General features: G+C 72.1%; 11 protein-coding genes. 9 read left to right on the top strand and 2 right to left on the bottom strand.

What is annotated here, in order from left to right:
* The first annotated feature begins 15 nt into the window (after positions 1–15).
* The 3 genes from glpK (at position 16) to rlmN (ending at position 4,530) form a co-directional block, all read left to right on the top strand.
* Positions 16–1,533: a glycerol kinase GlpK gene (gene glpK, locus ASG94_RS02730; protein WP_056924883.1), complete on the top strand. Its 1,518-nt coding sequence runs from the start codon at positions 16–18 to the stop codon at positions 1,531–1,533.
* Between the two features lie 83 nt (positions 1,534–1,616).
* On the top strand, positions 1,617–3,332 hold the full coding sequence (locus ASG94_RS02725; RefSeq protein WP_056924882.1) for a glycerol-3-phosphate dehydrogenase/oxidase: 1,716 nt from the start codon (positions 1,617–1,619) through the stop codon (positions 3,330–3,332).
* A 61-nt stretch (positions 3,333–3,393) separates the two neighbouring features.
* Positions 3,394–4,530: a 23S rRNA (adenine(2503)-C(2))-methyltransferase RlmN gene (gene rlmN / locus ASG94_RS02720; protein WP_056924881.1), complete on the top strand. Its 1,137-nt coding sequence runs from the start codon at positions 3,394–3,396 to the stop codon at positions 4,528–4,530.
* A 54-nt stretch (positions 4,531–4,584) separates the two neighbouring features.
* Here rlmN and ASG94_RS02715 read toward each other — a convergent pair whose 3' ends face one another.
* Positions 4,585–5,688 carry an LOG family protein gene (locus tag ASG94_RS02715; RefSeq protein ID WP_056924880.1) on the bottom strand — a complete coding sequence of 368 codons (1,104 nt, stop codon included), beginning with the start codon at positions 5,686–5,688 and terminating at the stop codon, positions 4,585–4,587.
* A gap of 45 nt (positions 5,689–5,733) precedes the next feature.
* Positions 5,734–6,642 carry a serine protein kinase RIO gene (locus tag ASG94_RS02710; protein ID WP_082623886.1) on the bottom strand — a complete coding sequence of 303 codons (909 nt, stop codon included), beginning with the start codon at positions 6,640–6,642 and terminating at the stop codon, positions 5,734–5,736.
* A 182-nt stretch (positions 6,643–6,824) separates the two neighbouring features.
* Between ASG94_RS02710 and ASG94_RS02705 the strand changes: the two genes are divergently transcribed.
* From ASG94_RS02705 to ASG94_RS02680, 6 genes are read left to right on the top strand one after another with little or no spacing between them, the layout of a single operon-like run.
* A complete protein-coding gene (locus ASG94_RS02705) occupies positions 6,825–8,252 on the top strand; it encodes a M1 family metallopeptidase (protein WP_056924879.1) in 1,428 nt (475 codons plus the stop codon).
* The gene (locus ASG94_RS02700) at positions 8,249–8,956 is read left to right on the top strand and encodes an AMP-binding protein (protein WP_056924878.1); all 708 of its coding nucleotides are present in this window, start codon (positions 8,249–8,251) and stop codon (positions 8,954–8,956) included. Before ASG94_RS02705 ends, ASG94_RS02700 begins: the two co-directional genes overlap by 4 nt.
* Positions 8,957–8,981: 25 nt before the next feature.
* Positions 8,982–10,088 carry a 1-deoxy-D-xylulose-5-phosphate reductoisomerase gene (gene dxr / locus ASG94_RS02695; RefSeq protein WP_056924877.1) on the top strand — a complete coding sequence of 369 codons (1,107 nt, stop codon included), beginning with the start codon at positions 8,982–8,984 and terminating at the stop codon, positions 10,086–10,088.
* Positions 10,085–11,443 (top strand): M50 family metallopeptidase, encoded by a 1,359-nt coding sequence (locus tag ASG94_RS02690; RefSeq protein ID WP_056924876.1) that lies wholly within the window; start codon positions 10,085–10,087, stop codon positions 11,441–11,443. The genes dxr and ASG94_RS02690 overlap by 4 nt, the downstream gene beginning before the upstream one ends.
* A gap of 30 nt (positions 11,444–11,473) precedes the next feature.
* Positions 11,474–12,637 carry a flavodoxin-dependent (E)-4-hydroxy-3-methylbut-2-enyl-diphosphate synthase gene (ispG, locus tag ASG94_RS02685; protein WP_056924875.1) on the top strand — a complete coding sequence of 388 codons (1,164 nt, stop codon included), beginning with the start codon at positions 11,474–11,476 and terminating at the stop codon, positions 12,635–12,637.
* Entirely contained in the window at positions 12,637–13,434 is a 798-nt protein-coding gene (locus ASG94_RS02680; RefSeq protein WP_056924874.1) for a transglutaminase-like domain-containing protein, read from the top strand. The genes ispG and ASG94_RS02680 overlap by 1 nt, the downstream gene beginning before the upstream one ends.
* Positions 13,435–13,529: the final 95 nt, after the last annotated feature.

The following is a 13,529-nucleotide window of genomic DNA, read 5'->3' as shown; positions in this document are numbered from 1 at the left end:
ACGAAGGAGCACACCATGGCCGAGTACGTCGGAGCCGTCGACCAGGGCACCACCAGCACCCGCTTCATGATCTTCGATCACGCCGGTGAGGAGGTCGCCCGCCACCAGCTCGAGCACGAGCAGGTCATGCCCCAGGCCGGCTGGGTGGAGCACGACCCCGTCGAGATCTGGGAGCGCACCAGCTCGGTGATCCAGACCGCGCTGCGCAAGGCCGGGCTCAGCCACGACGACCTCGCCGCCGTCGGCATCACCAACCAGCGCGAGACCACCGTCGTGTGGAACCGGACGACCGGCCGCCCGGTCTACAACGCGATCGTGTGGCAGGACACCCGCACCGACCGCATCGCGTCCAAGCTCGAGCGCGACGGCCACGGCGACCTCATCCGCGAGCGTGCCGGACTCCCGCCGGCCACCTACTTCTCGGGCGGCAAGATCCAGTGGATCCTCGAGAACGTCGACGGGGCGCGCGAGGCCGCCGAGCAGGGCGACGTCATCTTCGGCACGACCGACTCCTGGTTGATCTGGAACCTCACCGGCGGCGTCGACGGCGGCGTCCACGTCACCGACGTCACCAACGCCAGCCGCACGATGCTGATGGACCTCGAGACCTGCGAGTGGGACGACGAGCTGATCGCCCTCTTCGACATCCCGCGGGCGATGCTCCCGGAGATCAAGTCCTCCAGCTGCCCGGAGGGCTACGGCAAGACCCGCGCCGACGGGCCCTTCCGCGGCGAGGTGCCGCTGACCGGCATCCTCGGCGACCAGCAGGCCGCCACCGTCGGCCAGGTCTGCTTCGAGCCCGGCGAGGCCAAGAACACCTACGGCACCGGCAACTTCATGCTGCTCAACACCGGCACCGAGCTGGTGCGCTCCAAGAACGGACTGCTGACGACGGTCTGCTACCGCTTCGGCGACGACGCACCTGTCTACGCGCTGGAGGGCTCCATCGCCGTCACCGGCTCCGCGGTGCAGTGGCTGCGCGACCAGCTCGGGATCATCTCCGGCGCCTCGCAGAGCGAGTCGCTCGCCCGGCAGGTGGAGGACAACGGCGGGGTGTACTTCGTGCCCGCCTTCTCCGGGCTGTTCGCTCCGTACTGGCGCTCCGACGCCCGCGGCGCGATCGTGGGCCTGTCGCGCTACAACACCAACGCCCACCTGGCGCGCGCGACCCTGGAGGCGATCTGCTACCAGAGCCGCGACGTCGCCGACGCGATGGAGCAGGACTCCGGCGTCAAGCTCGAGGTGCTCAAGGTCGACGGCGGCGTGACCGCCAACGAGCTGTGCATGCAGATCCAGGCCGACGTCCTCGGCGTCGAGGTCAGTCGCCCGGTGCTTGCCGAGACCACCTGCCTCGGTGCTGCGTACGCCGCCGGCCTCGCCGTCGGCTTCTGGCAGAACACCGACGAGCTGCGCAAGAACTGGAACGAGGGCAAGCGCTGGTCGCCGCAGTGGGACGAGGAGCAGCGCTCCACCGGTCATGCACAGTGGAAGAAAGCCGTCACCAGGACGTTGGACTGGGTGGACGTCGACTGAGGCGGGCCACCGCTCCCTCCGACGTACCGCCTGATCGTCCAGACCCCCCGCAGCCCCCCGCACCCCCCGAGAAAGGCACCGCCATGCGCGCCGTCCCGTTGTCCCCTGAGTCCCGTGAGGCGTCGCTGCGCGCTATGGCCACCGAGGAGCTCGACGTCCTGGTGATCGGCGGGGGTGTGGTGGGCGGCGGTGCGGCGCTGGACGCCGCCACCCGGGGCCTGCGGGTGGGTCTGGTCGAGGCCCGCGACTTCGCGTCCGGCACCTCGAGCAGGTCGAGCAAGCTCATCCACGGCGGCCTGCGCTACCTGGAGATGCTCGACTTCGCGCTGGTGGCCGAGGCGCTCAAGGAGCGGGGCCTGCTCATCCAGGAGCTGGCGCCACACCTCGTGCGCCCGGTGCCGTTCCTCTACCCGCTGCGCCACCGCGGGTGGGAGCGGCTCTACGCCGGTTCCGGGGTCGCGCTGTACGACGCGATGGCGCGGGTGTCGGGGCGTGCGGGGGTGCCGCTGCACAAGCACCTGACCCGGCGGGGCGCCCGGCGGCTGGTGCCCTCGCTGCGCAAGGACGCGCTGGTGGGCGCCCTGCACTACTACGACGCGCAGGTCGACGACGCCCGGCACACCATGTTCCTGGCCCGCACGGCGGCGGCGTACGGCGCGCACGTGGCTTCCCGGGCACGCGTCGTGGAGCTGACCCGTGAGGGGGAGCGGGTAACCGGCGCCGTGGTCCGCGACCTCGAGACCGGCGACAGCATCACGGTGCGCGCGCGCCAGGTCATCAACGCCACCGGGGTGTGGACCGACGAGACGCAGTCGCTGGGTGGTCAGCGCGGTGTCTTCAAGGTGCGGGCCAGCAAGGGCGTCCACCTCGTGGTGCCCAAGGACCGGATCCGCTCGGAGGTCGGGCTGATCCTGCGCACCGAGAAGTCGGTGCTCTTCGTCATCCCATGGGGCCGGCACTGGATCATCGGCACCACCGACACCGACTGGGAGCTCGACAAGGCGCACCCGGCGGCCAGCGAGGCCGACATCGACTACCTGCTCGACCACGTCAACGAGGTGCTCGAGCAGCCGCTGACCCGCGACGACGTCGAGGGCGTGTACGCCGGCCTGCGCCCCCTCCTGGAGGGCGAGTCGGACGCCACCTCCAAGCTGTCCCGCGAGCACGCCGTGGGGCACCCCGCCCCCGGGCTCGTCGTCGTCGCCGGAGGCAAGTACACGACCTACCGGGTGATGGCCAAGGACGTGGTCGACGAGGCGGTCGACGGGCTCGAGGACCTGGACCGCCGGATCCCGGCCTCGATCACCGAGAAGGTGCCGCTGCTGGGTGCGGACGGCTACCACGCGCTGTGGAACGCTCGGCACCGCCTGGCCACCGACACGGGCCTGCACGACGTGTGGATCGAGCACCTGCTGCAGCGCTACGGCACCTTGATCCACGAGCTGCTCGCCCTGGTCGCGGAGGACCCGTCGCTGGGGGAGCCGCTGACCGGCGCCGACGACTACCTGCGCGTCGAGGTCGTCTACGCCGCCAGCCACGAGGGCGCCCGGCACCTCGACGACGTGCTGACGCGGCGTACCCGCATCTCGATCGAGACCTTCGACCGCGGCCTGGGGACCGCCGAGGAGGCGGCGCGGCTGGTCGCGCCGGTGCTCGGCTGGAGCGAGGAGCAGGTCGCGATCGAGGTCGAGCACTACCGGGCCCGGGTGGCCGCGGAGCGGGAGAGCCAGCAGATGCCCGACGACGAGACCGCCGACGCCGCCCGGCTCGGCGCCGCCGACGTGGTGCCGCTCACGTGATGCCGCCGGGGCGGTCGCGCATTGGCCGGGGCCGCCCCGCGGGTGGGAGACTGGGGTCCTGATGTCTGCTCCCGAGACCGAACCCGTCAAGACCCTCCCGCTCGTCTTCAACGAGCCGCGGGGTCGCAAGAAGCCGCCGCGCCACCTCGCCGACCTCGACGAGGCGGGCCGCAAGGACCTGCTCACCGAGATGGGCCTGCCCGGCTTCCGGGCCAAGCAGCTCTCCACGCACTACTTCGGCCGCCTCGTCGACGACCCCGCCGAGATGACCGACCTGCCCGCCACCCAGCGCGACGAGCTGGTGGCCGCGCTGCTGCCCGACCTGATGACGCCGCTGCGAACGCAGGAGGCCGACAAGGGGACCACGCGCAAGACGCTGTGGAGGCTCTTCGACGGCGCGCTCGTCGAGTCGGTGCTGATGCGCTACCCCGACCGCGCGACGGTCTGCGTCTCCTCCCAGGCCGGCTGCGGCATGGCCTGCCCGTTCTGCGCCACCGGCCAGGGCGGTCTCCAGCGCAACATGTCCACCGCCGAGATCGTCGAGCAGGTCGTGGCCGGTGCCCGGTCGATGGCCCGCGGCGAGGTACCCGGCGGTCCCGGTCGCGTCTCCAACGTCGTCTTCATGGGGATGGGCGAGCCGCTGGCCAACTACAAGGCGGTCATCGGCGCCGTACGCCGCCTCACCGACCCCTCGCCCGCCGGTCTCGGCATGAGCGCGCGCGGGATCACGGTCTCGACGGTCGGCCTGGTGCCGCGGATCAACCAGTTGACCGAGGAGGGCATCCCGGTCACCCTCGCGCTGAGCCTGCACGCGCCCGACGACGAGCTGCGCAACGAGCTGGTGCCGATCAACACCCGCTTCTCGGTGGCCGAGACCGTCGAGGCGGCCTGGAACTACGCCCGCGTCACCAAGCGTCGCGTCTCCATCGAGTACGCCATGATGCGCGGCATCAACGACCAGGCCGGGCGCGCCGACCTGCTGGGCGACGTCCTCAACTCGTACGGCGACTGGGGCTGGGTGCACGTCAACCTGATCCCGCTCAACCCGACGCCGGGCTCGAAGTGGACGGCCAGCGACCCCAAGGACGAGCGCGAGTTCGTCCGTCGCCTCGAGGCCAAGGGGATCCCGACGACCGTCCGCGACACGCGGGGCCGCGAGATCGACGGCGCCTGCGGTCAGCTCGCCGCCGAGGCCTGAGCGCGCCGAGCGCCGACCGACGAGCGGGCGCGCCCGGGCGAGCGGGCGAGGGGGTCAGGTGTACGACGTGACGAGCTCGGCGGCCTCGGGGACCGTGTCCACGAGGTGCACGTGCTTCTCCATGGCACGTCCTCGTGACAGGGCCCGCAGCAGCGGCCAGGCCGGCACCGCCTCGGTCCAGTGCGCGCGCCCGACGAGCACCATCGGGGCGATCGAGGACTCGTCGGCGTAGTAGTTCTCGCAGGCGTCCTGGAAGACCTCCTGCACGGTGCCGCCGGCGCCTGGCAGGAACACGATCCCCGCGGTGCACACCTCGAGCAGCACCGCCTCCCGGGTGGCGTTGCGGAAGTACTTGGCGATCGCGGTGGCGAACGGGTTCGGCGGCTCGTGGCCGTAGTGCCACGTCGGGATGCCGAGCGACTCGACCGGTTCGCCCACCCGGTCGACCACGCTGAAGGCCGCCCGCGCCCAGGCCCCGACGTCCGGGGTGAAGGACGGCACCGCGGACAGCACCTCCAGCGCGTGGTCCAGGGCAGCGGGGCCCGAGGCGGAGAGCAGGGCCCCGAGGTTGGCTGCCTCCATGGCGCCGGGGCCACCGCCGGTCGCCACCGTGACCGCCGAGCCCACGGCGTGGCCGAGCCGGGCGGCGTCGGCGTACCCGGCCGAGCCGCGCTCGAGGGCGTGCCCGCCCATCACCCCGAGGACCCGCCGGCCGTCGACCCAGGCGGCGAGCGCCTGGTCGATGGAGTGGTCGTGCAGGGCGCGGGCGAGCGCCTCCTCCTGGGAGGGGGCGCCCCGGTCGGTACGACGCTGGGACCAGGCGTAGGCCCGGGCGTCGAGCGAGGAGCGGTAGTCCGGGGCGTCGTACAGGTCGCGGGGTGCGTAGAGCGTCGTGCGGTAGGTGTCGACGGGACTGGCGGCCAGGTCGGGGAGCACGACCGCGCCGCGACGGCGTACCTCCTCCTCGTCCCCGTCGGCGAAGGTGCAGCCGAGGAACAGCGCCGACGCCACCGAGCGCGAGAGCAGCGCGCTGCCGCGCCCGGTGAGGTCCACGCCGACGACCCGCCAGCCCTCCAGGGACCGCGCCCCACGCCCCAGCCGGGCGTCCAGGTCGGCCAGGGTGGTGATGTCGACGATGCGTCCGTGGGTGCGCCTCACGGGGCCAGCCAACCAGCAGGCGGACCGGCCCCGGGAGACGACCCGTCAGAACGCGTGGGCCATGAGGTCCCCGAAGAGCTCCTGCTCGTCGACCTCGAGCCCGCGCGCCCGGAACCACTGGCACATGTTGGTGCAGTCGCGGAGCAGGAAGTCCATGCCCCGGGGGTTGCCCACCAGGTCGACGATCTGCGGCAGGTCGATGACGACGAGGCGCTCACCCGCGGCCAGCGTGTTGTACGGCGAGAGGTCGCCGTGCACGATCCCCGCCTGCGCCATCGTGGCCAGCGCGTCGCGCAGCTGCTCGAAGTACGACTCGAGCAGGTCCCGCCCGGGTCGCACCTGGGCGAGACGCGGGGCCGTCTGGACCTCGCCGTCGACGACGTGGGTGATCCACTCCATCATGATCTCGGTCTCGTCGATCTGCACCGGGTAGGGGACCGGCACGCCGAGCTCCCAGAGGCGGCGCAGCGCACCCCACTCCGAGGTGGCCCACTCGCCGGCGGCCACGATCCGCCCCCACGTCGACTTGCGCTTGAGCGCGCGGTTGTCGCGGGACCGCTTCATCGAGCGGCCCTCGGTGTAGGCCGCGGCGCGGTGGAAGGTGCGGTGGTCGGTGTCGCGGTAGCGCTTGGCCGCCATCACCACCCCGTCCTCGGGCCGGTGCGGGTCGGCGCGCTCGACGAGGAAGACGTCGGCCTCCTTGCCGGTCTTGAGGATGCCCAGGTCGGTGTCGATCGCACCGCTGGAGGTGACCACCCAGTCGGGGCGCGGCTCGGGACCCTTCATCAGGGCCTCGAGGTCGTCCCACGGCGACCAGCGCTGGCCGGGAGGGAGGTCGTCGGCGTAGCCGGCGTAGTCGAAGACGAACTGCTCGTCGACGTCGGCGAGCCTGCCTTCGATGGGTAGAGCTGTGGTGCTAGGGGCGAGGAACCCCTCGGGAAATTCGGGTGTCATCGGTGCTCCGTGCGTGAGGAAGTCGGTCTGGGGACAGGCCGGGGACAGTCGTCGTCATGTCACGGCTCCTCTCGAACGGTGGTGCAGCGGTCAGCGCCGGACGCGGCGCCTCGTCCGCAACCGTGGCGGATGCCGTCCCCGGACGCAACCGGTTTTCGTCGGCGGAGCGGTACCTTGCACGGGTGACCCACACCCTCCGACGTACGACGGCTGCCCTGCTCGCCACCGTCGTGGTCGCTCCCGTCCTGCTCACCCAGGCCACCGCCTCCGGCGAGGAGTCCGCCGCGGTCGGCAGCAGCGGCATCGGCGACGCCTACTGGCCGCTGGACGGCAACGGCGGCATCGACGTGGCGTCGTACCGCATCCGGAACCGCTACGACCTGGCCACCCAGCGGCTCGAGGGGCGCACCGTCCTGGAGCTGACCGCGACCAGCGACCTCAGCAGCTTCCACCTCGACTTCCTGCTGCCGACGACCAAGGTGACCGTCGACGGCGCGCGCGCCGAGCACGCGCGACCCGACAAGCACGAGCTCCGGATCACCCCCGACGCCCCGCTGGTCGCGGGCTCGACCCACCGGGTCGTGGTGTCCTACGCCGGCAACCCGGACGGGAAGAAGTACGCCGGGGAGCGCAACTGGCTGGCCAACGACCGCGAGGTCGTGGCCATGAACCAGCCGCACATGGCGCCGTGGTGGTTCCCGGGCAACGACCACCCGAGCGACAAGGCGACCTTCGACGTCTCGACCACGGTCGAGCGCGGTCGCGAGGTCATCGGCAACGGCACCCTGGTCAGCAGGAAGAAGACCGAGCGGACGGTCACGTGGCGCTGGCGTGCCGAGGACCAGATGGCCACCTACCTGGCGTTCTTCGCGGCCGGCGACTTCGAGGTCGAGCGCGGCACCACGCACGGCATCCCCTGGGTCAACGCGGTCTCGCGCCTCCAGGACGACCGCCAGCGGGCCGGCTCGCTGCGAGCCCTGCGCACCAGCGCCTCGGTCGTGCACGGGCTCGCCCAGGACCTCGGGCCCTATCCGTTCGAGGTGACCGGCGGGCTCAGCACCGGACTGCCGGTCGGCTTCGCCCTGGAGAACCAGACCCGCCCGACCTACCCCACGCTCGGCGGCCCCGCTGAGGGCCTCATCGTCCACGAGCTCGCCCACCAGTGGTTCGGTGACGACGTCGCGGTGGCGCGCTGGAGCGACATCTGGCTCAACGAGGGCGCGGCGACCTTCATGGAGTGGCGCTGGACCGAGCGCAAGGGCGCCCGCAGCGCGGCCGACATCCTGCGCGGCTCCTACGACGGCCGCGACGCCTCGGACCCGTTCTGGGAGGTCACCATCGGCGACCCCGGCAAGGACCTGATCTTCGACGACGCCGTCTACGAGCGCGGCGCGATGACGCTGCAGGCGCTGCGCCAGCGGATCGGCGACGACGCGTTCTGGACGGTCATCCGCACGTGGCTCCAGCAGCGGGGCGGGGCCAACGGCACCACGCAGGACTTCGAGGCCCTCGCCGCCTCCACCAGCGGGCAGGACCTCACGTCGTTCTTCACCGCGTGGTTGCGCACCCCGGCCAAGCCGGCGCGGACGGCCGACAACGGGCTGGCGTGAGCACCCCCATGAGCACCGGCACCACGATCGACTGGTTCCGCAAGCCCGTCGACTCACCGGCCGACGGCACCCTCAACGCCTGCTACAACGCGCTGGACCGCCACGTGATCCGGGGCCGGGCCGAGGACGTCGCGCTCGTCCTGGACGCGCGGTCGTGGACGTACGCCCGCCTGCTCACCGAGGTGGGCGCGCTCGCCGGGGTGCTGCGCGCGTTCGGGACCGGCGTGGGTGACGTGGTGGCCGTGGGTCCGCTGCCCGCCTTCGAGGGGACCGTGGTCGTGCTCGCCGTCGCCCGGCTCGGAGCCGTCGTGGAGCACACCGACGACCTGGCCGCGCACGTGTCCGGGGCGACGGTCCTGGTCGCCGCCACCGACCCGGGTCTCGAGACGGGCGACGTCCCGGTCGTCACCGTCGACGACAGCACCGAGCTGTCCTGGGCGATGGTGATGCGTGCGGGTCGCACCGACCCGGCCGGCTGCGCCGACGTCGCCGGCGACGGGGTCCTGGCCCGGGCGGGGGACCGCGAGCTGCGGGTCCTCGACGCCCTCGGCGGCGGCGACCTCCCGGTGCCGCCGGGCGCCGGGCTCCTCGAGGTGGGCGGGCTCCGCCTCTGGTCGTACGACGCCAGCGACGCCAGCGACGCCAGCGACGCCAGCGACTCCGGCGGCGCCGCGGACGACGACCGGGCCGATCGGACCGGCTGACCGACCTGCCTGCCAAGATGGCGGCGTGAAGCGTCGCGACGTCGTCATCCTCGGGTCCACGGGCTCCATCGGCACCCAGGCCATCGACCTGGTCCGGGCCCACCCCGACCGCTTCCGCGTGGTCGGCCTGACGGCCGGCGGGTCCCACCCCGACCTGTTCGAGCAGCAGGTCGCCGAGCTCGCACCGGCGTACTCCGGGCTGGGGGAGCAGGCCTCGACCGAGGCCGCCGCGATGCCGTGCGACGTCGTGCTCAACGGCATCACCGGCGCCGTGGGCCTGCGCCCGACGCTGGCCGCCCTCGACGCCGGCACCGCGCTGGCCCTGGCCAACAAGGAGTCGCTCATCATCGGCGGTCCGCTGGTGCGCGACCGCGCCCGGCCCGGCCAGATCGTGCCGGTCGACTCCGAGCACAGCGCGATCGCCCAGAGCCTGCGGGCCGGCACGGCCGAGGAGGTACGCCGCCTGGTGCTGACCGCCAGCGGCGGACCGTTCCGCGGCCGGTCGCGCGAGCAGCTCGCCGAGGTGACCCCCGAGCAGGCGCTGGCCCACCCGAACTTCGCGATGGGCAAGGTCATCACCACCAACTCCGCGACCCTGGTCAACAAGGGCCTGGAGGTGATCGAGGCGCACCTGCTCTTCGACGTGCCGTTCGAGCGGATCGACGTGGTGGTGCACCCGCAGCAGCTGATCCACTCGATGGTGGAGTTCGTGGACGGCGCCGTGGTGGCCCAGCTCGGGCTGCCGACCATGCTGGTCCCGATCGCGCTGGGGATGGGCTGGCCCGACCGCGTCCCCGACGCGGAGACGCCCATCGACTGGACCAGGGCCGCCGACTGGCGCTTCGAGCCGCTGGACGACGACGTCTTCCCGGCGGTCCGGCTGGCTCGCGAGGCGGGGGAGCGGGGCTCCACCGCGCCCGCGGTCTACAACGCGGCCAACGAGGTCTGCGTCGAGGCCTTCCACGCCGGACGGATCGCCTTCACCGACATCGTCGACACGGTTGCCCGCGTCCTTGCCCACCACGACGTACCCTCGAAGGAGCACCTCACGGTCGAGGACGTCCTGGCGGCCGACGCCTGGGCCCGCGACGAGGCAGCCCGCACCATCCCAGACCCAGACGGAGAACCGTGACCGCGCTCTACTACACGCTCGGCGTGCTGATCTTCGTCTTCGCGATCCTCGCGTCGATCGGCCTGCACGAGTTCGGGCACCTCATCCCCGCCAAGAAGTTCGGCGGCAAGGTCACCCAGTGGTTCGTGGGCTTCGGGCCCACCGTCTTCAGCCGTCGGGTCGGGGAGACCGAGTACGGCGTCAAGGCGATCCCGCTCGGCGGCTACGTCAAGATCGTCGGCATGCTCCCGCCCGGCAAGGGCGAGGAGACCGTGGTCGACGAGCACGGCGAGACCCGCGTCCGGCAGTCCAACACCGGCATGTTCACCCAGCTGATCTCGGACGCCCGTGCGGCGGAGTGGGAGCACGTCAAGCCCGAGGACACCGACCGGCTGTTCTACAAGTTCCGCTCGTGGCAGAAGGTCGTCGTCATGGCCGGCGGCCCGATGGTCAACATCGCGATCGCCTTCTTCCTCTTCTGGGGCGTCTTCGCCACGGTCGGCCAGGTCGTCGACGCGAAGGTCGAGCCGGTGGTCGCCGAGGTGATCCCCTGCATCGTGCCCGCCAGCGAGGACGGTCGCGCCTGCACCGCCGAGGAGCTGCGGGACAACCCCAGCCCCGCCGCGGCCGCGGGACTCGAGCCGGGCGACCGCTTCGTGTCCTTCAACGGCACCCCGGTCACCGACTGGGAGCAGGTCCAGCAGGCCATCCGCGACAACGGTGACGGCACCGCGACGATGGTCGTCGAGCGCGACGGCGAGCGGGTCGAGCTCGAGGCCACCACACAGGTCCAGCCCCGCCCGCTCGACTCCGCCTCGCCCGAGGACCTGACGCCCGTGGGCTTCCTCGGCGTCATGCCGGTCGCCACGCCCGTCTACGAGACCGGCGGGCCCGTCTACACGCTCCAGCAGATGGGCCACATGACGGTCGACACCGTCCAGGCGCTCGTCCACCTGCCGGTCAAGGTGTGGGGCGTCGCCCGGGCCATCGTGGGCCTCGAGGAGCGAGACCCCCTCGGTCCGGTCAGCGTTGTCGGCGGCGGCCGCATCGCCGGCGAGGTCGCGTCCGCGGACGAGTCGACCTTCGCGATGCAGGACAAGGTCGTGTCCCTGGTCATGCTCGTCGCCGGCTTCAACCTGTTCATCGGGCTCTTCAACTTCATCCCGCTGCTCCCGCTCGACGGCGGCCACATCGCCGGCGCACTGTGGGAGGCCGCCCGGCGCCGTTTCGCGCGGCTGCGCGGACGTCCCGATCCCGGCTACGTCGACGTCGCCCGGCTGCTTCCGATCGCGTACGTCGTCGGCGCGGCGATGCTCGTCATGGGCATGGTCCTCATCGTGGGCGACCTGGTCGTGCCCCTCCACCTGGACGCCTGAGCCGCACCTTCCCCCCAGTACGCTGGCGCCATGACCTCCAACGGCTCCGCCATCGGGCTGGGCATGCCCGCGCTTCCCCCTCCGGTCCTCAGCCCGCGACGTCCCACCCGCCAGATCAAGGTCGGCTCGGTCGGCGTCGGCAGCGAGAGCCCGATCTCGGTGCAGTCGATGACCACGACGCTCACCTCCGACGTCAACAGCACCCTCCAGCAGATCGCCGAGCTCACCGCGACCGGCTGCGACATCGTGCGGGTGGCGTGCCCCAGCCAGGACGACGCCGACGCCCTGCCCGAGATCGCCCAGCACTCGCAGATCCCGGTCATCGCCGACATCCACTTCCAGCCCAAGTACGTCTTCGCGGCCATCGACGCCGGCTGCGCGGCCGTCCGGGTCAACCCCGGCAACATCCGCAAGTTCGACGACCAGGTCAAGGAGATCGCCCGGGCCGCCAAGGACCGCGGCACCTCGATCCGGATCGGCGTCAACGCCGGTTCGCTCGACAAGCGGATCATGGACAAGTACGGCAAGGCGACGCCCGAGGCGCTCGTCGAGTCCGCGGTCTGGGAGGCCAGCCTCTTCGAGGAGCACGACTTCCACGACTTCAAGATCTCGGTCAAGCACAACGACCCGGTCGTCATGGTGCGCGCCTACGAGCTGCTCGCCGAGGCCGGCGACTGGCCCCTGCACCTCGGCGTGACCGAGGCGGGCCCGGCCTTCCAGGGCACCATCAAGTCCAGCGTGGCGTTCGGCCACCTGCTCAGCCAGGGCATCGGCGACACCATCCGCGTCTCGCTCAGCGCCCCGCCGGTCGAGGAGGTCAAGGTCGGCCTCCAGATCCTGGAGTCGCTCAACCTCAAGCCGCGCCGGCTCGAGATCGTCTCGTGCCCGAGCTGCGGCCGGGCCCAGGTCGATGTCTACAAGCTGGCCGAGGAGGTCACCGCCGGGCTCGAGGGCATGGAGGTGCCGCTGCGCGTCGCCGTCATGGGCTGCGTCGTCAACGGACCGGGCGAGGCCCGCGAGGCCGACCTCGGAGTCGCCTCCGGCAACGGCAAGGGCCAGATCTTCGTCAAGGGCGAGGTCATCAAGACCGTCCCGGAGTCGCAGATCGTGGAGACCCTCATCGAGGAGGCCCTGCGGCTCGCCGAGGACATGGAGCCCGTGGAGGGCGCCGGGGCGAGCGTCAGCATCAGCTGATGCAGCGCACCGTCCGCAGCCGGATCGACCTGACCGTCACGGCCCCGGCCGACCTGGTGTTCTCCGTCGCGGTCTCCAGCGAGCTCGCGCCGAGCGAGGAGACGCTCACCGTCACCGTCGACGGCGAGCCCGTCGCGACGACCGAGATCCTCGACGGCACCACCCGGCTGCACCGGGTCCCCTCCGCCCCGGTCGGAGCGCTGCGGATGGCGTACGACGCCGTGGTCCCGCAGGCGCCGCCGACCGGCCCGGTCACCGACCTCGAGGCCATCGTCTTCACCCGGCCGAGCCGCTACTGCGACTCCGACCGGCTCTCGCCCGTCGCGCACTCCCACTTCGGTGACCTCGCCGGCCGGGAGCTGGTGCAGGCGGTCGTGACCTGGGCGCTCACGCACATCACCTACGCGCCGGGCAGCAGCGGCCCGGTCGACGGCGCGCTCGAGACCTACGTGAGCCGCCGCGGCGTCTGTCGCGACACCTCCCAGCTCGTCATCACCTTCCTGCGCGCCCTGGGCGTGCCCGCCCGCCTGGTGAGCGTCTACGCGCCGGGCCTGGTGCCGATGGACTTCCACGCGGTCACCGAGGTCGCGATCGACGGCGAGTGGTACGTCGTCGACGGCACCGGCCTCGCGCCCCGTCCGTCGCTGGCGCGGATCGCCACCGGCCGCGACGCCGCCGACACGGCGTTCCTGACCGTCAACTCCGGCCGTACGACGATGGGCCCGATGAGCGTCAGCGCCACCGTCGACCCCGCCCTGCCGTCCGACGACGGGCGCGCGCTGACCCGGCTGCGCTGACCCCGCTGCGCCGACCTCCCGGGGCGGCGTACGTCGATGCAGTGGGGTAGTCCGTGACGAACGGACCCCGGAACCGCGCGAACCGGGGTCCGATC

It is taken from the genome of Nocardioides sp. Soil805, from assembly GCF_001429625.1.
GTDB lineage: Bacteria > Actinomycetota > Actinomycetes > Propionibacteriales > Nocardioidaceae > Nocardioides.
Note: the sequence above shows the minus strand (reverse complement) of the source record. Positions and strands in the feature narration are given on the sequence as shown.